The organism is Caldimonas sp. (assembly GCF_046291045.1).
Taxonomy (GTDB): Bacteria; Pseudomonadota; Gammaproteobacteria; order Burkholderiales; family Burkholderiaceae_C; genus Caldimonas.
Map to the genome: position 1 here is coordinate 105,029 of NZ_JBKBSL010000002.1, position 21,610 is coordinate 126,638.

At 66.3% G+C, this 21,610-nt stretch carries 24 protein-coding genes; 10 read left to right on the forward strand and 14 right to left on the reverse strand.

Annotated elements, in window-relative coordinates; genetic code table 11:
• Positions 1-13 precede the first annotated feature (13 nt).
• From ACK4ZD_RS01430 to ACK4ZD_RS01480, 11 genes are all read right to left on the reverse strand, one after another.
• Positions 14-307, reverse strand: a complete 294-nt coding sequence (locus ACK4ZD_RS01430; protein ID WP_409657710.1) for a hypothetical protein — start codon at positions 305-307, stop codon at positions 14-16.
• 14 nt (positions 308-321) lie between these two features.
• On the reverse strand, positions 322-1,896 hold the full coding sequence (locus ACK4ZD_RS01435; protein ID WP_409657713.1) for a type II and III secretion system protein family protein: 1,575 nt from the start codon (positions 1,894-1,896) through the stop codon (positions 322-324).
• Between the two features lie 42 nt (positions 1,897-1,938).
• On the reverse strand, positions 1,939-2,805 hold the full coding sequence (cpaB, locus tag ACK4ZD_RS01440) for a Flp pilus assembly protein CpaB (protein WP_409657716.1): 867 nt from the start codon (positions 2,803-2,805) through the stop codon (positions 1,939-1,941).
• A 12-nt stretch (positions 2,806-2,817) separates the two neighbouring features.
• A complete protein-coding gene (locus ACK4ZD_RS01445) occupies positions 2,818-4,173 on the reverse strand; it encodes an ATP-binding protein (protein ID WP_409657719.1) in 1,356 nt (451 codons plus the stop codon).
• Positions 4,174-4,182: 9 nt separating this feature from the next.
• Positions 4,183-4,755: a prepilin peptidase gene (locus tag ACK4ZD_RS01450; protein ID WP_409657722.1), complete on the reverse strand. Its 573-nt coding sequence runs from the start codon at positions 4,753-4,755 to the stop codon at positions 4,183-4,185.
• 38 nt (positions 4,756-4,793) lie between these two features.
• A complete protein-coding gene (locus ACK4ZD_RS01455; protein ID WP_409657725.1) occupies positions 4,794-4,979 on the reverse strand; it encodes a Flp family type IVb pilin in 186 nt (61 codons plus the stop codon).
• 91 nt (positions 4,980-5,070) lie between these two features.
• On the reverse strand, positions 5,071-5,265 hold the full coding sequence (locus ACK4ZD_RS01460; protein WP_409657727.1) for a Flp family type IVb pilin: 195 nt from the start codon (positions 5,263-5,265) through the stop codon (positions 5,071-5,073).
• A gap of 59 nt (positions 5,266-5,324) precedes the next feature.
• Complete coding sequence (locus ACK4ZD_RS01465) at positions 5,325-5,783, reverse strand: response regulator transcription factor (RefSeq protein ID WP_409657730.1); 459 nt, start codon at positions 5,781-5,783, stop codon at positions 5,325-5,327.
• A gap of 93 nt (positions 5,784-5,876) precedes the next feature.
• A complete protein-coding gene (locus tag ACK4ZD_RS01470; RefSeq protein WP_409657733.1) occupies positions 5,877-6,563 on the reverse strand; it encodes a response regulator in 687 nt (228 codons plus the stop codon).
• A gap of 19 nt (positions 6,564-6,582) precedes the next feature.
• Positions 6,583-8,205: a sensor histidine kinase gene (locus tag ACK4ZD_RS01475; RefSeq protein WP_409657736.1), complete on the reverse strand. Its 1,623-nt coding sequence runs from the start codon at positions 8,203-8,205 to the stop codon at positions 6,583-6,585.
• A 361-nt stretch (positions 8,206-8,566) separates the two neighbouring features.
• Positions 8,567-9,388, reverse strand: a complete 822-nt coding sequence (locus ACK4ZD_RS01480) for a pyruvate, water dikinase regulatory protein (RefSeq protein ID WP_409657739.1) — start codon at positions 9,386-9,388, stop codon at positions 8,567-8,569.
• Between the two features lie 193 nt (positions 9,389-9,581).
• Between ACK4ZD_RS01480 and ppsA the strand changes: the two genes are divergently transcribed.
• The 10 genes from ppsA to dnaB all read left to right on the forward strand — a co-directional run bounded on the left by ppsA (position 9,582) and on the right by dnaB (position 18,806).
• Entirely contained in the window at positions 9,582-11,981 is a 2,400-nt protein-coding gene (gene ppsA / locus ACK4ZD_RS01485; RefSeq protein WP_409657742.1) for a phosphoenolpyruvate synthase, read from the forward strand.
• Between the two features lie 183 nt (positions 11,982-12,164).
• On the forward strand, positions 12,165-12,461 hold the full coding sequence (locus ACK4ZD_RS01490) for a hypothetical protein (RefSeq protein WP_409657745.1): 297 nt from the start codon (positions 12,165-12,167) through the stop codon (positions 12,459-12,461).
• Entirely contained in the window at positions 12,458-13,039 is a 582-nt protein-coding gene (locus ACK4ZD_RS01495; protein ID WP_409657748.1) for a tetratricopeptide repeat protein, read from the forward strand. The genes ACK4ZD_RS01490 and ACK4ZD_RS01495 overlap by 4 nt, the downstream gene beginning before the upstream one ends.
• A gap of 144 nt (positions 13,040-13,183) precedes the next feature.
• Entirely contained in the window at positions 13,184-13,441 is a 258-nt protein-coding gene (locus ACK4ZD_RS01500) for a DUF4212 domain-containing protein (protein WP_019560210.1), read from the forward strand.
• 4 nt (positions 13,442-13,445) lie between these two features.
• Entirely contained in the window at positions 13,446-15,560 is a 2,115-nt protein-coding gene (locus ACK4ZD_RS01505; protein WP_409657753.1) for a sodium:solute symporter family protein, read from the forward strand.
• A gap of 196 nt (positions 15,561-15,756) precedes the next feature.
• Positions 15,757-16,119, forward strand: a complete 363-nt coding sequence (gene rpsF, locus ACK4ZD_RS01510; protein WP_409657756.1) for a 30S ribosomal protein S6 — start codon at positions 15,757-15,759, stop codon at positions 16,117-16,119.
• A gap of 34 nt (positions 16,120-16,153) precedes the next feature.
• The gene (gene priB / locus ACK4ZD_RS01515) at positions 16,154-16,435 is read left to right on the forward strand and encodes a primosomal replication protein N (protein WP_409657759.1); all 282 of its coding nucleotides are present in this window, start codon (positions 16,154-16,156) and stop codon (positions 16,433-16,435) included.
• 42 nt (positions 16,436-16,477) lie between these two features.
• Positions 16,478-16,762 (forward strand): 30S ribosomal protein S18, encoded by a 285-nt coding sequence (gene rpsR, locus ACK4ZD_RS01520; protein WP_409657762.1) that lies wholly within the window; start codon positions 16,478-16,480, stop codon positions 16,760-16,762.
• Positions 16,763-16,773: 11 nt separating this feature from the next.
• A complete protein-coding gene (rplI, locus tag ACK4ZD_RS01525) occupies positions 16,774-17,226 on the forward strand; it encodes a 50S ribosomal protein L9 (protein ID WP_409657764.1) in 453 nt (150 codons plus the stop codon).
• Positions 17,227-17,378: 152 nt separating this feature from the next.
• Complete coding sequence (gene dnaB / locus ACK4ZD_RS01530; RefSeq protein ID WP_409657767.1) at positions 17,379-18,806, forward strand: replicative DNA helicase; 1,428 nt, start codon at positions 17,379-17,381, stop codon at positions 18,804-18,806.
• A gap of 16 nt (positions 18,807-18,822) precedes the next feature.
• Here dnaB and ACK4ZD_RS01535 read toward each other — a convergent pair whose 3' ends face one another.
• The 3 genes from ACK4ZD_RS01535 to ACK4ZD_RS01545 all read right to left on the reverse strand — a co-directional run bounded on the left by ACK4ZD_RS01535 (position 18,823) and on the right by ACK4ZD_RS01545 (position 21,610).
• The gene (locus tag ACK4ZD_RS01535; protein ID WP_409657770.1) at positions 18,823-20,463 is read right to left on the reverse strand and encodes a PhoH family protein; all 1,641 of its coding nucleotides are present in this window, start codon (positions 20,461-20,463) and stop codon (positions 18,823-18,825) included.
• Positions 20,464-20,628: 165 nt separating this feature from the next.
• Positions 20,629-21,105, reverse strand: coding sequence for a peroxiredoxin (locus ACK4ZD_RS01540; protein ID WP_409657773.1), 477 nt, complete (start codon positions 21,103-21,105; stop codon positions 20,629-20,631).
• Between the two features lie 109 nt (positions 21,106-21,214).
• Positions 21,215-21,610, reverse strand: coding sequence for an Mth938-like domain-containing protein (locus ACK4ZD_RS01545; protein WP_409657776.1), 396 nt, complete (start codon positions 21,608-21,610; stop codon positions 21,215-21,217).

Sequence of the window (21,610 nt, forward strand, 5' to 3'; positions counted from 1 at the left end):
CTTCGCAGCACGTCTAGCGGTTGCCACCACCCGTGGCGCTGCTGCCCACACCGATGTTGATCACGTTCTGGGGCGCCGGTGCCTTGAAACTGTCCACGTAGCGCTGGTTGGCTTCCTGGGCGGCCTTGCCATCCATCCGGGGGGAGGCCGTGTTCTGCGCGGGCGCATCCGGGTGGAGGGTCTGCAACGCCCGGGTCTGGCGGACCGCATCCCCCATCCGGCGTTCCCAGTTCGGTGCCAGGGAGGAACAGGCCGCAAGGGTCACCAGCGCGCCCAGAGGCAGCGAGATCTTGAGCAGGAGACGCATCGCAAACTCCTCGGTCAGCGTGTGATGAAGCCGCCGCTGCCCGCTGGCGGGGGCGCGGATGCGGGCCCTTCGGTCGCAGGGGCCTCGGAGGGCGCGGGTGGCCGGCCTTCGAGTCGCCCGTTGAGGAAGAGATCCACCCGGTTGGGTTCGATGTAATGGTCCGTCGGCAAGGTGTAGTTCGCAGGCAGGGGCTTGACCAGGCGCGGGGTGACGACGAAGACCAGCTCGGAGCGGTCGGCCTGGAAGTCTGAACTGCGGAACAGCGCACCGATGATGGGCAGCTCGCCCAGGATGGGGAAGGCCCGGATGTTGGCCACCGAGTTGTTCTTGATCAGTCCGCCGATCGCGAAGCTCTGGCCATCCATCAACTGCACCGTGGTGGCGGCCCGCCGGGTGGTGAACGACGGCAGGATGGCCTGCTGGGTCGAGCCCGACAGCGAGATGCCGATGCCCTCGCGGTTCAGTTCCGAGACTTCGGGGGCCACCTTGAGATTGATGCGGCCTCCGTCCAGCACCGTGGGGGTGAACTTCAGCGCAACGCCGAACTCCTTTTCTTCCAGCGTGATCGTGGTGCGGCCGCTCTGGTTGTCCTGGGCCACCGGGATGAAGACCTTGCCACCGGCCAGGAAGCTGCCCTCCTGCCCGCTGATGGCCATCACGTTGGGCTCGGCCAGGATCTTCACCATGCCATCGCGCTTTTCCGCATCCAGCGTGGCCTGGAACGATCCGGTGCGCCGCCCGCCCGTGAGCGCGCCGGCGCTGCCGGTCAAGAAGTTGGCCAGCAGCGAGTAGGTGTAGCCCCCGTTGGTTTGGGGCGCCAGGACGCCTTGCGCCCCGAGCTTGTCCAGCAGCGTCTTGGATACCTCGGCCACCTTCACCTCCAGCATCACCTGCTGCGGGGCGCCGACGGCGAGCATGTTCACGATACGCGGGTTGCGCTGGGCCGAGGCACTGCCGCCCCCGCCCGTGCCGCGCACGTAGGCGGTGGCCAGGTCCGTGATGCGGCCGAGCGCGCCGCTGTCGGTGACCGTGCCGGTCAACACGATCGAGTCGAACGCCGACGTGACCTTGATGTCCTTTTCATCGGGCAGCAACTGCTGCAGCACCGTCTGCAGCGCTGTCGTGTCCATGCCCACCACGACATCGAAAGCGGTGCAAGCGCCGTTGCGGTCGAGCATCACCACGTTGGTCGAGCCGATGGTTTTGCCCAGCAGGTAGATCTCGTTCGGGCTGAGCAGCAGCACGTCCACGTCGGCCACGCCCGGGCGCATGCGGTCGTTCACATCGCTATCGTCCTCGTCGCGCCGGGGCTTGCCGTCGTCCTTCTCGGCGGGCCGCGCGGCGCGCGCCCGTTCGGGGTTGCCCAGCAGGATGCGCGTGACGGCCGTGGCCGGCTTGATCACCGTGGACTTGCCCACCGGGATCTGCACCACCGGAGCGATGTCGACGCGTCCGCAGGGGGCGGCAGCCATCACAGGTGCGGCGGCTGCAGGGGGGGCTGCGCCAGTCTGGGCCGTAGCGGCCCAGGGGGCCATCATGGCCAGCGCCAGGGCTGCAGGCCGGGCGCGCAGTAACAGGGGATGACGCATGGGGCCTCCTGGTGGGGTTGTTCTGAGCTGGGGCGGGGTCTGTCAGAAGCACTCGGTGACCTTGATCACGCCCTTGATCACTTCGACACAACTGCGGGGTTCCGTGGGAGCCGCCGCCACGGTGGCCACCGGCGCGGCAGGCTTGCCGCGGCGAACCACCGTGCGCGCGGCTGGCTTGGGTGCCGGTGCGGGCGGCGCGACGGCCACCCCGTTGAGCAGGCTGGTCTTGGTGGCGCCCTCGGTCTCGGCCATCTTCGGGTCGATCTGGTTGCGCAGCACCAGCGACAAGCTGCCCACGCTGCGCGCCAGGTCGAGCTTCTCGGCCTCCTCGGGCGTCACCTCCAGGGTGACGGCATTGACGACCCGGGGCTTGGTGGTGTCGCGGTTGGCCTCCTGCGCCACGGCCAGCACGAGGATGCGCTCGAGCACGATCTTGCTGATCGCCCGGTCGCGGTCGCTGCGGTTGGCGCCTTCCTCCTGCGTGTTGACCATGATGTCCACGTAGTTGCCCGGCAGCGCGAACCCGGCCACCCCCACGACGTCGTTGACCCGCACGGTCATGGCCCGCTTGCCCTCGGCCACCACGGCAGACAGGCCGCCCTTGGTCCCTTCGGGCGCGAGTTTCGATTCCAGCACCGGTTCGCCGCGCTGCAGCGAGGTCTTGACCACCCGCCCTTCCAGGAGCTTCAGGTCCAGGAAGGCACCGGGAGGCACGCTGCCGGCAGGCCAGTCGACCATGCGCAACATCTCGGGCGAGAGCCGCGAACCGAGTTCGAGGTCGGTGCCCGCCACGGCGATCTTGCCGTCGCCTGCCGCCTGGGCCTGCACCCAGCGTGTGGCGAACACGACGGCACCCAGGCCGGCCAAGCCAGCGATCAGCAGCATCAGCAAACCCTTGGAACTTCTCATGGCGGTTCTCCTTCAGTCGTGCGCTGCTGCTGGGTGCAGCGAATGCGAGGCGAAATAGTTGTGCCAGGCCCAGTGCAGCATCTGCGGCGTGAACTCGGGCCGGCGGCCGTGGTAGGCGGCGAAGTCGGCGATCTGGTTGATGAGGTCGCGCGGATAGCACGCCAGCAGCGGACGCTGATGAGGCACGTGGTAGTCGGCCAGCAGGCGTTCGAAGGTGGCTTCGTCGAAGGCCACGCCCTGGTCGGCGCACACATCGCGCAGAATCTGGCGATAGTCGTCGCGGCCCACCGGGCCGACGAAGATCTTGTAGCCGATGCGCCGCAGGAAGGCCTCGTCGGCCACGTCGGCCGGGGCGAGGTTGGTCGAGAAGACCAACATTACATCGAAGGGGATGCAGAACTTGCCCCCGTTGCGCAGCATGAGGTAGTCGTGGCGGCGCTCCATCGGCACGATCCAGCGGTTCATCAACTGACGCGGCGTGACGATCTGGCGACCCAGGTCGTCCACGAGGAACAGTCCGTTGTTGGCCTTCACATGCGGCGGGGCCTGGTAGTAGCCCGCACGCGGGTCGAAGACCAGGTCGAGCATCTCCATCGTCAATTCCCCCCCCGACACCACCATTGGTCGTTCGCACAGCACCCAGCGGGCATCGCTGCGGCCCCGGTTGTCCAGGCTGCGCGGACCGTCGGGGTCTTCGTCGGCAGCGTGGTGCACCAGCGGGTCGAACACGCGCACGATTTCCCCATCGACCCAGATCGCGTGCGGAATGGCCACGTGGCCGTGCAGTAGGCGTCCCATCTGCTCGGCGATGAAAGTCTTGCCCGAGCCGGCGGGCCCGTAGAGCATGATCGCGCGTCGCGAATTCATCGCTGCGCCGAGCTGCTCGCGGATGCTCTGCCCAAGAACCACACCCTGCAGCCCTTGCGCCAGCCGGGTCTCGGTGATCCCCATGTCGAAGACGGACTGCGCCTGCACCTGGGCCACATAGGCTGGCAACGTCACCGGGGCGGGGCCCGTGTAGAGGTTGCGCTCCAGCGCCTCGTGGGCGCGCTTGCGGCCCGCCTGTGTGAGGGCGAAGGAGACGTCACCGTCGGTGGCGCCGCGGCGCAGCACCTCTACCAGCGTCTCCTTGCGCAGGAAGAGGAAGATCGCCTCCAGCACCGAAGGTGACAGCCGCAGGTGCAGCGACAGTTCTGTCAGGTGGGCCAGCCCGTGCTGGAGCATGACCTTGAGCGCCAGTTCGGCCAGCGCCGTGGGCGGCAGCCCCGTGGCCTGCGGCGTTCTCGGTGCATGCGGCAGCACGCCGGCGCGAGGCCGCTCTGACATCTCCTCCTGCAGGAGAGGAAAGTCGAGGACGCGCGGGTTCATGATCACTCCTCAGAGAGGATGGGTCGTGAACATCACGACCAATTGGGTGGCCGTACCAGCCGCAATGGCCACGGCGTAGGGCAGCCGACCGTTCGTCCGGGGCATTGGGCGAGCGGACAGTGCAGGGGATTCACGCGATCCAGGTACGGGCACCGCGGTACGGGCAAGAATCATCCCCAGCACGTTGCGGAGCACCTGTCGCACGGTGCCTGTCCAACAGGCCGTGACGACCGCCAAGACACCGCCCGCCAGGACGATGTACACCGCCGCTTGCAAGGTGGCCGCGGGGCCGAGCCAGGTGCCCACCATCGCCATCAACTTCACGTCTCCGGCGCCGAGAACGCGCAGCGCATGGAAAGGCAAGAAGATGAACAAGCCGGTGAGCAGCCCGAGCACGGCAGACCCAGGGCCTACCATCGACGAGACGGTTGCACCGCTGGCCATGAGACCCACCGGCCAAGACAATCCAATGAGGATTCCCGCCGCCACGAGGCGGTTGGGAATCCGTCGGGTGGACAGATCGAAACGCATGGCCATGCCCAGAAGCACGGCAAGGGCGACGGCGGTGAGAAGCAGGCTCATCCCAACTCCAACCTGTCCTGGATCCCCTGAAATGCTGGTTACGGTGCCAGAGCACCCCCCAGTTCACCGGCGATGAAGTTGAACACCGCATCGAGGTTGGTTCCAACCAGCTGAAGCGATCCAATGATGACCACCGCAATCAACGCTGCGATGAGCCCGTACTCGATCGCCGTCACACCGTCCTCTTCCCGCAGGAAGTCCTTGAAGTACTGAACCACTTGCATGCTCTTCTCCTTGACACAATGCAATGCCGTTGCCGGCTCCCAAACATCAGCAAGGCCGGGGCCCTGCTGAATCCTTCGCTGGTCCACCCCATCACCCGCCGCCCAGGGCAGCGACGACGGTTTGGGTCCAGAACTCATAGATCTCGGTCAGGCTCGTGCCCGTCGCGCCGAAGGCCCCGATGCAGGTCACCACGATCAACGCTGCCAGCAAGCCGTACTCGATGGCCGTCACGCCCTGTTCGTCGCGCCACCAGGCGCTCATCCATTCGCGAAGCTGCTTGTGCATCGGGGGCCTCTCGAGCCGGGATCTTGAGTTCACTGTAGAAAGCGCGACGCCGGCTGAGATCAGCGCATGCGACTGTCCTGACGGGGCGCTTCCTCCCGGGAGGGCTGGGACATTTGTCCTGCCTCATCGTTTACGGGGGGGTGCTCACGTGCTGCCTCGATGCGGTCGAGCAGAACCTGCGCCGGTGCCGTCTTGTGCACATGGGCGCAGGCTCCCAACGCCAGGGCCATGCGTTCCACCGCCGGGTCGCTCAGGCTGGTGAGCACCACCACGTGGCAGGGGGCCAGCCGGCGCAGAGCCGGAATGAGCACCAGGCCATCTTCGCCGGCCAGGTTCACGTCCAGTACCACCACGTCAGGCTGCAGGTGCTCCACGCTTTCCAGGGCCTCGTCGGCCGTGGCGGCGCAGCCCACCGCACGCATGCGAGGGGCCTCACCGTCGATGAGGCGGCTGATGCCGGTGCGGATGGACGCGTGGTCGTCCACCACCAGCACGCGCACGGGAGGTCGGTCGTTCATGAACCCATGCTAGGCCGCACCTGCGCCCTTGAGACGGGACGATGCAGTGACATCGGCTAGGAGGAATGTCACGGGCCACTTGGCCCGAGGCACTCAGTGCACCAAGCCGTGTTCGGTGGCGTACAGGTACAACTCCAGCCGGCCGTGCACACCGAGCTTGTCGTAGATGGTGGTCAGGTGGTTGCGCAGAGTGTGCTCGCTGATGTGCAGCTCATCGGCCACCACGAAGTTCTTGGCACCCCGATGGCGCACCACGGCGCTCACGATCTCGCGTTCCTTCGGCGTCAGGCGAGCGATGCGTTCGGCATGGGCATCCCTTGCAGGCCGGCGGTCGCCGACCAGATGGCCCAGCACCGAGGCCACGAGGCTGCGCTCCAGCCAGATCTCGCCCTCATGCACCTTTTCGATGGCGTTGAGGATGACGTCGGCGGGCTGCGACTTGTGCACGACCCCGCACGCGCCCCGCAGCACGGCCTGTCGATGATGCTCACGGTCGCCATCGCCGGTGAGCACCAGCACACGGGCCTGGCATTCGCGCACGAGATCGGGCATCGCGTCGGCCCCGCTATCGTCACCCAGATCCAGGTCGAGCACGATGACGTCGGCCTCTGCGATGGCCTTGTGGGCCATCAGCTCGCGGCGGGAGCGGGCCGTGCCGCACACCGCCATGCGCGGATGCGCGCTCTCGATGAGACGCTCCAGCCCCCACAAGGTCAGGCGGTGGTCGTCGACCAGGAGCACGCGGATCGGCGACACGTCAGATGAGCGGTGGCACGGCATGGCGACTTCCTCCAAAGTGTCAGTCCATCGGGGCGTTGTGGTCCAGGGGCACGGTGATCACGACGTCGGTCTGCCCCGGCCGTTCGTGCACCTCCACACGGCCGCCGAGGGCCTGTGCACGCTCCGACAGCGAACGGGGATGAAAGCGGCGAGGAGCCGCCGGGACCGCTCCATGGTCGTTGCATACGCTCAGGCGCAAGTGCCCGTCGATCACCCGCAGATCGATCTCCACATGCCGCGCCTGCGTGTGTCGGCGAGCATTGTTCAAGGCCTCGTTGACCATGTGGAACAGCGCTTGGGCGAGTGACCGCCTGAGCGCCGGAACCTCGGCCACACGCACCGCCACGTCGATCCCGAACAGCGTGCGCAGCCGTCGCGCCTGTCGCTCCAGCGCCGGCCGCAGGGGATCTTCGCCATCGCAGGGCCGATGACCGCTGCGCAATCCGCTCACCAATTGGCGAAGGCCCTCGAGTTCGGCGCTGGCCATCTCCAGCAGGCCGCGCACGTCAGCCGCCACCGGGTTGTCGGGCGCAGTGCGGCGCAGCAGCGCCTCGATGCCGTACTTCAGGCCCAGGTAGGGCTGCACGGCACTGTCGTGCAGATCCCGGCCGATGCGGACCCGTTCATGGGCCGCCGCCTCATTCTCCAATTGCTCGAGCAGGTCCGCCCGCTCCACCAGCGGCAGCGCCTCCTGGGCCATCGCCTGCCACTGGCGCCACATCGCCACCGAGTGCCGACGCTTCAATCCACCCACGACCAAATGGCCATGGGCCTGACCATAGCTGACGAGTGGGAGCACGACGGCCCCTGGGCCGACGGACCGCCGCAATTGGCGGGCTACCTCCGGTGTCAGCACCAGCGCGCCCCCCGCCGGCCCGCCGTCCAGGGCCAGGGCTCGAGTCTCCAGTCCTGTAGGAGAGGCCAGTCGCAGCCACGCGGCCTGACCAGACGGAAGGGTGCGCAGCCATGACCGCAGCGCGTCTGCCTCCGCGGGCGGCAAGGCTTGGACACCCGATTTGTTCGCCCAACGCACAAACACTCGGGGCTGCGGTCCCGACAGGCTCAGTAGCAACGTGCCGCAGCGCGCATGCGCTGCAAACACCTCGAGCAGGACATCGACCGTGGCGGCCAGCCCATGACGGGGGGGCGTGCGGCGGGCCAGCTCGTCCAGGAGCGCTCGGCGCTGTCGCTGTGCCTGCTCGGGGCGCACCAACATCGCAGCGGCTGGCCCTAGCGCCAGCAACCCAGCCGGAAAGACGAGCGTCTGCCATGACAAGCCGGCCGCCGCCTGGCCTTGGCCAGTGATCCATAGCAGAGCCAGGCCGCTGGCGCCGGCCAGCGTGACACCATGGGCGATGCCCTGTTGCAGGCTTGCCATCACCACCGGGACGACCAGCAGCACCGTGAACAGGGATGGTGCCGGCAGATCGAGTTGGCCCAACCACAACAGTAGCGCCGAGTCGACCCAGTGCCACAGGCTGGAACCGGAGCCTGGCGCGCCCCGGGTCACCATCCACAGCAGGCCTGCCGCGTACAGGCTGGCCACGAGTAGCGCGGCCGAAAGATCCGTGGCCAGCGGGGCACCGACAGAGAACAGGCGCAGCATGCACATGAGCACCAGCAAAGCTCTCAAGCCGGCCATGCATCGCAGCAGATCCTCTTGGGCCGCCGGTGCGGGCGCGGGGCTGGGCGCTGCGGGTGGGGCTGGCGTGCGCGGCGGAGGCGAAAGAGTCCCTTCCCACGCCGGACGATGGGACGCCCCCGCCGCTCCTGGGTCGCCCGTTTGCAGGATGAACCCTTTCTGACGCGTCGTCGCTAGGATGCGCTGCGGTTCGGAAACGGCACTGTTCAGGGGAAACATGATCGACGAGCGACCGAAATGGAATGCTTTCCCTTTTACAGTTCGTCACAGATCCCGACATCCCCCAAAAGAAGGGGGATGGGGGCGGCACCGCGTTGCACGACAGACCGTGCGACTCTGTCCGCCCAGGCAGGGCCGGAGCTCAATACACCAGTCGGTCCGGTCGGATGTCGCGCAGGATGGTCGTGGCGATCTCCTCGATGGACTTGTGCGTCGAGGACAACCAGGCGATCCCCTCGCGGCGCATCATGGCTTCGGCTTCGGCCACCTCGTAGCGGCAGTTCTCCAGGCTGGCGTACTTGCTGTTCGGACGGCGCTCGTTGCGGATCTCGCTCAGCCGCTCGGGGGCGATGGTCAGGCCGAAGCACTTGTTCTTGTGAGGCACCAGGCTGGAGGGCAGGGTGCGCCGTTCGAAGTCCTCCGGGATCAGGGGGTAATTGGCCGCTTTGATGCCGTGCTGCATGGCCAGGTACAGCGAGGTAGGCGTCTTGCCGCTGCGGCTCACCCCGATCAGGATCACGTCGGCCTCTGCCAGGTTGCGGGCCGACTGACCATCGTCATGGGCCAGCGAAAAGTTGATGGCCTCGATGCGGTCGTGATACTGCTGGCTGGCCGCCACATCCGAGAACCGCCCGATGCGGTGGTTGGACTTCATGCCCAGTTCGGTCTCCAACGGCTCGACGAAGGTCGAGAACATATCCAGCACCAGCGCCCGGCAGCCTTGCTTGACGATGGCCAGCACCTCCTCGTTGACCAGGGTGGTGAAGACGATCGGCCGCTTGCCCTCGATCTCAGCCGTGTGGTTGATCTCGCGTACCACCTGATGGGCCTTGTCCTCGGTGTCGATGAAGGGGCGGCGCACATGCCGCGGCTGCAGAGCGAACTGCTTCAAGATGGAGTTGCCGAAGGTCTCGGCGGTGATGCCGGTGCCATCGGAGATGAAAAAGACGGTTCGATTGGACATGAGGCGTGCAGGTCGGGGGGCGAAAGCGCGGCCAAAGCGCCGTAAAATCCTCGCCAATATCGCTTGCCCGCGCCCGCATGTCCACCCCACCGCACGAACCAGAATCCACAAAGTGGTGGGGCGCAGCCTGCCCCGATTCGTCCAGGGGCGCCGGCAGGGGAGCACCGGTTTCTCAACATCACGGAGCTTTCCCATGTCTTCATCCCATCTGGCGACCGCCCTGGTCGTGCCGTTCGAACAACTAAGGATGACCGACGTCGAGGTGGTGGGCGGCAAGAACGCCTCCCTCGGCGAAATGATCAGCCAGTTGTCCGCCTCGGGGGTGCGGGTGCCCGGTGGCTTTGCCACCACGGCGCACGCCTTCCGTGAGTTCCTGAAGCACGGCGGGCTGGTCGAGCGCATCAACGCACGCTTGGCCGCGTTGGACACCGACGACGTGCGCGCCTTGGCGCAGGCCGGCGCCGAGATTCGTGCGTGGGTGCAGGGCACGCCTTTTCCGCCGGCGCTGGAGGCGGCCATCCGCGCCGAGTTCGAGAAGCTGACGGCGGACCACCCCGGCGCCTCGTTCGCCGTGCGCTCCTCGGCCACGGCCGAGGATCTGCCTGATGCCTCCTTCGCCGGTCAGCAGGAGACCTTCCTCAACGTCGTGGGCATCGACGAGGTGCTGCACAAGATGAAGGAGGTCTTCGCCTCGCTCTACAACGACCGCGCGATCAGCTACCGCGTGCACAAGGGCTTCGCCCACAGCGACGTCGCCCTGTCGGCCGGCGTGCAGCGCATGGTGCGTTCCGACCTCGGCGCCGCCGGTGTGATGTTCACCATCGACACCGAATCGGGCTTTCCCGACGTGGTCTTCATCACCTCCAGCTATGGCCTGGGCGAGACCGTGGTGCAAGGCGCCGTCAACCCCGACGAGTTCTACGTCCACAAGCCTGCGCTGAAGAACGGCAAGTTCCCGATCATCCGCCGCAACCTGGGCTCCAAGCTCATCAAGATGGAGTTCGCCACCCCGGCGGAGAAGCAGGCCAGCGGCAAGCTGGTCAAGACGGTGGACACCGCGCCCGAGCAGCGCAACCGCTACTCCCTGACCGATGCCGACGTCGTCGAACTGGCGCGCTACGCCCTCATCATCGAGGAGCACTACGGCCGCCCGATGGACATCGAGTGGGGCAAGGACGGCCAGGACGGCCGCCTCTACATCCTGCAGGCCCGCCCCGAGACGGTGAAGAGCCAGGGCGAGGGCAAGGTCGAGCACCGCTACAAGCTCAAGGGTCACAGCACGGTGCTGGCCGAAGGTCGCGCGATCGGTCAGAAGATCGGTACCGGCCCGGTGCGCATCGTCCACTCCATTGCCGAGATGGACAAGGTGCAGCCCGGCGACGTGCTCGTCACCGACATGACCGACCCCAACTGGGAGCCGGTGATGAAGCGCGCCAGCGCCATCGTCACCAACCGCGGCGGGCGCACCTGCCACGCGGCCATCATCGCGCGCGAGCTGGGTATTCCCGCCGTGGTGGGCTGCGGCAACGCCACCGAGGTGCTCAAGGACGGCGCGCTGGTGACCGTGGCTTGCTCCGAGGGCGACACCGGCTACATCTACGACGGCCTGCTGGAGACCGAGGTCACCGAGGTCGAGCGTGGCGAGATGCCGTATTCGCCGGTCAAGATCATGATGAACGTGGGCAATCCTCAGCTCGCCTTCGACTTCGCCCAGATGCCCAACGCTGGGGTGGGGCTGGCTCGGCTGGAGTTCATCATCAACAACAACATCGGCGTGCACCCCAAGGCCATCCTCGACTACCCCAATGTCGATTCCGACCTGAAAAAGGCCGTCGAGTCGGTCGCACGCGGTCATGCCAGCCCGCGGGCCTTCTACGTGGACAAGCTCGCCGAAGGCGTGGCGACGATCGCCGCAGCCTTTTGGCCCAAGCCGGTGATCGTGCGCTTGTCCGACTTCAAGTCCAACGAGTACCGCAAGCTCATCGGCGGCTCGCGCTACGAGCCCGAGGAAGAGAACCCCATGCTCGGCTTCCGCGGCGCTTCGCGCTACGTGAGCGAAGCCTTTGGCGAGGCCTTCGCGATGGAATGCGAGGCCCTCAAGCGCGTGCGCAACGACATGGGCCTGACCAATGTCGAGATCATGGTGCCTTTCGTGCGCACCTTGGCCCAGGCCGAGAAGGTCAACGCCATGCTGGCCGAGCGGGGCCTCAAGCGCGGCCAAGACGGGCTGCGCGTCATCATGATGTGCGAGATCCCGAGCAATGCCATCTTGGCCGAGCAGTTCCTCGAGCACTTCGACGGCATGTCCATCGGCTCCAACGACCTGACCCAGCTCACGCTGGGCCTGGATCGCGACTCCGGCCTGGAACTTCTGGCGCACGACTTCGACGAGCGCGACCCGGCCGTCAAGGCCCTGATCTCGCGGGCGATCGCCGCTTGCCGCGCCCATGGCAAATACATCGGCATTTGCGGCCAGGGGCCCAGCGACCATCCCGACTTCGCACAATGGCTCGCGCAAGAAGGCATCGTCTCGATCTCGCTGAACCCCGACACCGTGATCGACACCTGGAAGCTGCTGGCCGCGCGAGGCTGAGCCTCCCCCCCATGTCGCACTGCCGCATCGCGGCATCTCCGAACGGCCCTGCGGGGCCGTTCTTCATGGAGCCTCCGCCGGGGCAGGGTAAGCCCTGATCGGACTTACGAGCAGGCTGCCCCCCGTGTCAGAAACGCGTAAGCCGCGGGCCAAGAATGGGGCCATCGACTTTCACCACCGGCCATGCTGCTGTTCGTCACCATCGTCCAGACCGTATCGGCCATCGCGCTGTTGTCACTGCTGGGGCAGTGGGTGCTCGGCTTGCTGGCCGGCGCGGGGCGCGACAGCAATCTTTTCTACCAGCTTCTGGGCATCCTGACCCGACCCTTCACCCGCCTGACCCGGCTGATCACGCCGCGCGTCGTGCTGGACCGGCACATTCCGTTGGCCACCTTCGCGCTGCTGGTGATGGCCTACGTCGCCTCCACCGTGGCGCGCATCGCCATCTGCGTCGAGATCGGGGTGCACCTGTGCCGATGAACCCGAGCGCCCGCAGATCCCTGACCTACCGCTGGCTGCGCTGGCGTGCTCAGGCCATGATCCTGTTCGGGCGGCACGCTGCAGCCCTGGCCGTGTTCGACGAGATGCTGGCGCGCCACCCGGGCGATGCCTATGCCCTGGCCAGCCGGGCCCACTTGCGTGCCCAACTGGGCCAGCCTGAAGCGGCGCGGGCCGACTATCGCCAGCTGCTGGACACGCACCCCGATCACGCGGCCGCCTCGTGGTTCAACTACGGCTACCTGCTGGAAGAAGCGGGCGAACATGCTCAAGCCGAGCAGGCCTTCCGGCGCGCCCTGGCGCTCGACCCCCGGCTCGATCGCGCCTGGTACGGGCTGGGCCTCGTGCTGATCAAGACACACCGCTTCGACGAGGCCGTCGAAGCCCTCAAGCGCAACACAGAATTGCAGCCCATGAGTCCGTACGGCTGGTACCAGCTCGCGCGGGTGCATGTGGATCGTCACGAGCCCGAAGAGGCGCGGCGGATCATCCGCCACCTCAAGGGCTTCGAGCCCAAGGTCGCCGCTCAACTCGAGCGCGAAACCGGCTTGGCCGTGTGACGGTGGCGGCGTAGGGCTCGGACGGCCGGGCCTGCGCCAGGGGGACAGCCTAGGCTGCAAGCCTGCCTTTGGAGACGGGCGGGAGGCTGTCGTTTCGCGCTGTCGGGGAGGGCCCCGGGGCGCAGCAACGAGGAGACCACTGCCATGCAGTTGACGCGCAAGCACGAGGAGTACTGGCGCAAGAACCTGCGGATCACCAGCATCCTGCTGGCGATCTGGTTCTTCGTCACCTTCGTCATCGGGTATTTCGCCCGGGACCTGAGTTTCAATTTCTTCGGATGGCCTTTCAGCTTCTGGGTGGGGGCGCAAGGCGCCCTCATCGTCTACGTGGCCATCATCTGGTACTACGCCCGGTACATGAACCGGCTGGACCAGGAGCACGACGTCGCGGAGGAGGAGTAACACCATGGCGGGATTCACCCCTGCGTCCGGCACGTCCGGCGCCGCCGCCAATGCGGCCTTCAAGAAGCAGCTCAACAAGGTGTACGGCTGGTACACCGGCGGCTTCATCATCTTCATCCTCGTGCTGGGCTTGCTCGAGCAGATGGGCCTGCCGCCCAGCTGGATCGGCCTGATCTTCCTGCTCGCCACCGTGGCCTTGTACGCCGGAATCGGCATCATGAGCCGCACCACCGATGCGGCCGAGTACTACGTGGCGGGTCGGCGCGTGCCGGCCATTTACAACGGCATGGCCACCGGCGCCGACTGGATGTCGGCCGCGTCGTTCATCGGCATGGCCGGCACGCTGTACCTCACCGGTTACGGTGGTCTGGCCTTCATCATGGGCTGGACGGGCGGCTACTGCCTGGTCGCACTCTTCCTGGCGCCTTACCTGCGCAAGTTCGGCCAGTTCACCATCCCCGACTTTCTGGGCGCCCGCTACGGTGGCAACCTGGCGCGCCTGATCGGCATCCTGGCTGCGATCCTGTGCTCCTTCACGTACGTGGTGGCACAGATCTACGGCGTGGGTCTGATCACTTCGCGCCTGTCGGGTCTGGCCTTCGAGATCGGCATCTTCGTGGGTCTGGGCGGCATCCTCGTGTGCTCCTTCCTCGGGGGCATGCGCGCGGTGACCTGGACCCAGGTGGCCCAGTACATCATCCTGATCATCGCCTACCTGATCCCTGTGGTCTGGCTGTCGGTCAAGCAGACCGGCGTGCCCATCCCGCAGGTCATCTACGGCTCGCAACTGGAGAAGGTGACAGCCAAGGAAAAGGAGCTGCGCAACGATCCGAAGGAGCTCGAGGTCATCGAGATCTTCAAGAAGCGCGCGGCCGAGGCTGACGCCAAACTCAAGGACGTACCCGCGGCCATGGCGGCCGACAAGGCAGCGGCCGAGCAGAAGATCGCCGACCTGAAGGCCCGCAACGCCCCGCTGGCTGAGATCCAGGCCGCCGAGAAGGCCCTGGCCGCCTTGCCGGCCACCGAGGCTGACGCTCGCAAGGCTTACGCGGCAGCCAAGGCCGCCAACGAAGCGCGCGCCAAACCGCTGGCCGGCATGCCTGCACACGCCCAGATCTTCGCCGGCGACCCCAATGGCGACGAGGCGGCCAAGAAGGCCTTCGACACCTCCAGGCGTAACTTCCTGGCGCTGATCTTCTGCCTGATGGTGGGCACGGCAGCGCTGCCGCACATCCTGATGCGTTACTACACCACGCCCTCGGTGAAGGAGGCGCGCGAGTCGGTGTTCTGGTCGCTGTTCTTCATCTTCCTGCTGTACTTCACCGCACCGGCCCTGGCTGTGCTGGTCAAATACGAGGTGATGACGGTGCTGGTGGGCACGCCGTTCGATCAGCTCCCAGGATGGATCGCGGCCTGGAACCGGGTCGATCCGGCGTTGCTGACGGTGCAGGACATCAACGGTGACGGCATCTTCCAGCTCGGCGAGATGCGTATCGGCGGGGACATCATCGTGCTGGCCACTCCGGCCATCGCGGGCCTGCCATACGTGATCTCGGGCATGGTGGCCGCCGGTGGCCTGGCTGCGGCGCTGTCCACGGCTGACGGCCTGCTGCTGACCATCGCCAACGCGCTGTCGCACGACCTGTACTACAAGATGATCGACCCCAACGCGCCCACCTCGCGCCGGGTGATGATCTCGAAGTCCCTGCTGCTGATCGTGGCCCTCTTGGCGGCCTACGTCGCGGCCCAGAAACCGGCGGACATCCTCTTCTTGGTGTCGGCGGCCTTCTCGTTCGCGGCAGCGGCCTTCTTCCCGGCCCTCGTGCTCGGGATCTTCTGGAAGCGTGCGTCGAGCATCGGTGCCGTGTGCGGCATGATCGCAGGCCTGGGCCTGACCTTCTACTACATGGCCACCACCCAGCCCTGGCTGCGCGGCGTCTTCGGCGTGACCTCGCCGGTGCAGCTCTGGTGGGACATCCAGCCCATCTCGGCCGGCCTGTTCGGTGTGCCGGTGGGCTTTGCGGTCATCATCCTGGTCAGCCTGATCACGCCGGCCCCCAAGAAGGAAGTGCAGGAACTCGTCGAGCACGTGCGCTATCCGAACCTGAAGTCGGCCTGATCGACTGCGATCGGCCCGGGGGCCGCTGGGCGGCTCCCACCCGGGGCCCCGCTGTCAAGCGGGGCCTTTTCGCTTTTTCGGCTACAATCTTGCGCTTTCCTTCCTTGCCGCACCCGTGGGCCGGCTCGTCAGAGCCAGCCTTGACGCCCGGGGCGGCTTACCCACCCATCCCGATGGGAATCCACAAGGAGTGTCAATGCGTCACTATGAAATCGTCCTGTTGATCCATCCGGATCAAAGCGAGCAGGTCAATGCCATGCTCGAGCGCTACAAGGGCATGGTCACCGCCGCCGGTGGCAAGGTCCACCGCGTCGAGGACTGGGGCCGCCGCCAGCTGGCCTACATGATCCAGAAGCTCGCGAAGGCCCACTATCTGTGCCTGAACATCGAGTGCAGCAAGGAAACCCTGGCCGAGCTGGAGACGGGCTTCCGCTTCAACGACGCCGTGCTGCGCCACCTCACCGTGCAGAAGAGCAAGGCCGAGACCGCCCCGTCCATCATGATGAAGGCGGTCGAGAAGGAAGAAGCCCGCAAGTCGCACCAGGAAGCTGCTGCCTGAGTGACGTGCCGCCGCGCGCTGCCGGCCGCCCCGCATGAACCAGGTGGTTCTGGACGCCCGAGTCGTCGAGCGAGGCGTTCTGCGCTACACCCCAGCCGGACTGCCCGCCCTCGATCTGGTGCTGTCGCACGAGTCGACGGTGACGGAGGCCGGAGCCCCGCGCAAGGTCCGCGTGGACCTCAAGGCGGTGGTGATCGGGGCTCTGGCGGAGCGGTTGAACCGCGTCGAGATGGGCAGTGCCCATCGCTTCGCCGGCTTCCTCGCTGCCCAGCGCAACGGCCGCGGTGTGGTGCTGCACATCACCAGCTTGCCCTAGTGCATTGTTTGTATTCGGATTGATCAGATAGGAGAGGTCATCATGCCCCCGCCTCGTAGCAAGTTTTCGAAAGATCGCAAGTCCAAGCGCAACCAGCAGTCGCTGCTCTTCAAGCGCAAGCGCTTCTGCCGCTTCACCGTCGCCGGCGTCGAGGAGATCGACTACAAAGATGTCGACACTCTGCGTGATTTCATTGGCGAGAACGGCAAGATCACGCCCGCCCGCCTGACGGGCACCCGCGCCATCTACCAGCGTCAGCTGACGACGGCCATCAAGCGTGCCCGGTTCCTGGCCCTGCTGCCGTACACCGATCAGCACAAGGTCTGAGGAGTCGAGACATGCAAATCATCCTGCTGGAGAAAGTCGCCAACCTGGGCAACCTTGGCGATGTGGTCAAGGTCAAGGACGGCTACGCCCGCAACTTCCTGATTCCCACCGGGGCGGCCCGCCGTGCCACCGAAGCGGCGGTCAAGGAGTTCGAGGCCAAGCGCGCCGAGCTCGAGAAGGCTGCGGCAGAGAAGCTAGCCGCCGCCCAGGCCCTGGGCGAGAAGATCAACGGCAAGACCGTGCAGGTCACCCAGAAGGCTGGCGTGGACGGCCGCCTGTTCGGCTCGGTCACCAACATCGACATCGCCGAAGCCCTGGGCAAGATGGGTTTCGAGGTGCACAAGTCCCAGATCCGCCTGCCCAATGGCCCGATCAAGACCGTGGGCGAGCATCCGGTTACCCTGGGCCTGCACACCGATGTGGTCGTGGAGGTGGTCGTCTCGGTGGTCGGCGAAACCGCCTGACCCTGCAAGCCTTCCTCGCGCAGGCCGGTGCCCCGCACCGGCCTTTTTCGTTTTCCGCACAGCTTGTCCCACAAAAGGCACAGGCTGTCCCCGAGATATCCACAGACTTGTTCCTTGCCCCGCGCCTGGGCTCGGCTTAACCTTCCCGACTTATGTCTGCCATCGTCTCCGGTTCCACCTTTCCAGAGACCCCCCGTCGCCAGGAAGACGAGGTGGCGCGCCTGCGCATCCCCCCGCATTCCATCGAAGCCGAGCAGAGCGTGCTGGGCGGGCTGCTGCTCGACAACGGGGCCTGGGACCGCGCGGGCGACCTCCTCACCGAGAGCGACTTCTACCGCCATGAGCATCGCCTCATCTATGCGGCCATCGGCCACCTGATCAACGCCAGCAAGCCGGCCGACGTCATCACCGTCTTTGAGCAGTTGCAAAGCCTGGGCAAGGCCGAGGAGTGCGGCGGCCTGAGCTACCTCAATGCGCTGGCGCAGAGCGTGCCCAGCGCAGCCAACCTGCGCCGCTACGCCGAGATCGTGCGCGAGCGCGCCATCCTGCGCAAGCTCGTCTCGGCCAGCGACGAGATCGCCACCGCCGCCTTCAACCCGCAAGGTCGCCCGGTGTCCCAGATCCTCGACGAGGCCGAGGGGCGCATCTTCCAGATCGGGGAGGAGGGCCATCGTGGCAAGCAAGGCTTCCACTCGATGGAGTCCCTGGTCGTGCAACTGCTCGATCGCGTACAAGAGCTCGCCGAGAACGGGGCCGAGGACGTCACCGGGGTGCGCACCGGCTTCTTCGACCTCGACCGCATGACCTCGGGCTTGCAGCCAGGCGACCTCATCATCTTGGCGGCTCGCCCTTCCATGGGCAAGACGGCCTTTGCGCTGAACATCGGCGAGCACGTCGCCGTCCATGAGGGCCTGCCGGTGGTGATCTTCTCGATGGAGATGGGGGCGGCTCAGCTCGCGCTGCGCGTGGTGGGCTCGCTCGGCCGGATCGATCAGAGCCACTTGCGCACCGGGGCGCTGCGCGACGATGAGTGGTCGCGTCTGTCCGAGGCGGTGGAGAAGCTGCGCAACGCCAGCATCTTCATCGATGAAACCCCGGGGCTGTCCCCCAGCGAGCTGCGCGCACGGGCCCGCCGCCAGGCCCGCCAGTGCGGCCAGCTCGGCCTGATCATCGTCGACTACCTGCAGTTGATGAGCGGCAGCGCCGGCAGCAGCGACGAAAACCGCGCCACCGTGATCGGCGAGATCTCGCGCGGCCTCAAGGCCTTGGCCAAAGAGCTGCGCTGCCCCGTGATCGCGCTGTCGCAGCTCAACCGCAGCGTCGAGACGCGCACCGACAAGCGCCCCATGATGAGCGACCTGCGCGAATCGGGCGCGATCGAGCAAGATGCCGACGTCATCATGTTCATCTACCGCGACGAGTACTACACCAAGGACGCCTGCAAGGAGCCCGGCGTGGCGGAGATCATCATCGGCAAGCAGCGTAACGGTCCCGTCGGGACCGTCAAGCTGACCTTCCTGAAACCATTGACCAAGTTCGAGAACCTGGCGCCCGGTGCACTGGGCGGCGGCGATTACTGAACCGAGGCGGCCGCGTTCAGAGTACTTCGCTTGCGAAATCCGCCAGGCGCGAGCGTTCGCCGCGCGCCAGGGTCACATGGCCGCTGTGCGGCCATCCCTTGAACCGATCCACGGCATAGGTCAGTCCGGAGCTGCCTTCGGTGAGGTAGGGCGTGTCGATCTGCGCGAGGTTGCCCAGGCAGACGATCTTCGTGCCGGGGCCGGCGCGTGTGATCAGCGTCTTCATCTGCTTGGGCGTCAGGTTCTGGGCCTCGTCAATGATCACGAACTTGTTCAGAAAGGTGCGCCCGCGCATGAAGTTCATGCTCTTGATCTTCACCTTCGAGCGCACCAACTCGTTCGTGGCGGCGCGCCCCCATTCTCCGGCGCCCGAATCGGTGCGCGCCAGCACTTCGAGGTTGTCATCGAGTGCACCCATCCACGGCGACATCTTTTCTTCCTCGGTGCCGGGCAGGTAGCCGATGTCCTCGCCCACAGGCACGGTAACCCGGGTCACGATGATCTCGGTGTAGCGCCGCTCGTCGAGCACCTGGCTCAAGGCGGCGGCCAGCGTCATCAGCGTCTTGCCGGTGCCGGCCGTGCCGGTGAGCGTGACGAAGTCACATTCCGGATCCATCAGCAAGTTCAAGGCGAAGTTCTGTTCCCGGTTGCGCGCGGTGACGCCCCACACGGCGTTCTTCTGGTGCATGTATTCCTTGCAGGTGCGCAGCACGGCCGTCTTGCCGGTGATCTCGGTGACCTTGGCGTACAGCGGCGTCACGCCGGGGGCTTCGAGATAAACGAACTGGTTGATCAGCAATGCCGGCACCAGCGGGCCACTGATGCGGTAGAAAGTGAACCCGCCCTGCTGCCAGCTCTCCATGGTTTTGCCATGCCGCTCCCAGAAATCGCTGGGCAGCGGCAGCACACCGGTGTAGAGCAGGTCGCCGTCTTCGAGCGTCTTGTCGTTGTAATAGTCCTCGGCCGGCAGGCCCAGGGCGCGCGCCTTGATGCGCATGTTGATGTCCTTGGACACCAGCACCACGTCGCGTTCCGGGTACTTTTGGCGCAGTGACTGCACCACGCCGAGGATCTGGTTGTCGGCTTTGCCCTGAGGCAGGCCGACGGGCAGTTGCACATCGACGAGCTGAGTCTGGAAAAACAGGCGGCCGCCGGCCTCGCGATGGCCGGTCTTTGACAAGGCCACGCCTTCGGGGAAGCTGGCAGGCGTCTGCGCCACCAGGGCGTCGAGCTCGCGGCTGACCTGGCGGGCATTGCGAGCCACCTCGGACATCCCGCGCTTGTGGCTGTCGAGCTCCTCCAGCGTGATCATCGGCAGGTAGATGTCGTGCTCTTCGAAGCGGTAGATCGACATCGGGTCGTGCATCAGCACGTTGGTGTCGAGCACGAAGAGCTTGGGAGGGCCTTCTCGGTGCGGCCGCTTCGGGCGGGCATGGGCCTGCGCCTTCGGGGCAGCGGGCGCGGCCGGGGCAGGCGCCGCAGGGCGGGGGGCCGCGGGCGCCAGCGCTGCCGGGGCATCGGCGCGCAGTTCCAGCAGGCTGTGGGAGGCCGGTTCGGCCTTCTGCGATCGGGGGGTCTTGCGGGGCGCGCTCTGCGCGTCGATGTCGGACGGAGTCAGCAGGGTGGCTTTTTTCGTGGGCGGCTTGGGCAGGGGCATCGTCAGACGGGTTCAGGCGGCGGAAACAAAAAAGCCGCACAGCAAGCTGGGCGGCTTCGCGGGGATGCGGCGGTGACGACTCTCGGATCGGCTCGACGGCATGGCCTCATTATGCACAGCCGGTCGGGCGGCGCAACGCCGCCGCGTTGCGCGCCGGCTGCAGGCTCAGGCGGCCTTCTTCAGCGCCTTGACGGCCTTGAGGACTTCGTCCACGTGGCCGGCCACCTTGATGCCGCGCCACTCGTGGCGCAGGATGCCTTCGCCGTCGATCACGAAGGTGCTGCGCTCGATGCCCTTGACCTTCTTGCCGTACATGATCTTGTTCTTGACCACACCGAACATGTGGCAGAGCTTCTCCTCGGTGTCGGCGATCAGTTCGAAGGGCAGCTCCAGGTTCTGCTTGAACTTGTCGTGCGAGGCCATGTTGTCACGCGACACGCCGAAGACCACCGCGCCGGATTTCACGAAATCCTTGTGCTTGTCGCGAAACTGCATGGCCTCGGTGGTGCAGCCCGGGGTATTGTCCTTGGGATAGAAGTACAGCACGACGATCTGACCCGCATAGGCCTGGGGCGTGAACTTCACCCCGTTCGTGGCAAGCGCTTCAAAGTCCGGGAGAGGTTTATTGAGGGCTGGCGTCATGTAGGTGTTGAAGAGGGTTGCGCCCGTTCAGGCCTAGCTTCAAATTATAGCTCTACCCCTGTCGATATCCCCAGCTAATGACCGGCTCACCAAGGATGGCGCGAGCTGGTCATTCAGTCGTCGCACTGAGGGGGGACAGCATCAGCAGGGCCACCACGCTGCGGCCTTCGCCGGCCAAGATGTTGTAGGTGCGGCAGGCGGCGGCCGTGTCCATCGTTTCCACGCCGATGCGCCGCGCCATCAGTGGCTGCAGCAGTTGCGGTCGGGCGAACTGCAGTCTTGAACCGGTGCCCAGCAGCACGACCTCCGGCGCGAGCTCGGCGGCCCGGGCGAAGTCCTCGACCGTCAAGTCGGCCACGGCCTGGCAGGACCAGGCCTGCACCGGCCCACGCCAGGGCACCAGCAGGCTGCTGGCATGCACCACGGCGTTGACGGCGATGCCGCGTGCCGTGTGGGCCGTGATGATGTTCAGGGATGAATCGGCGCGGTCGGGTTGCAGTTTCAC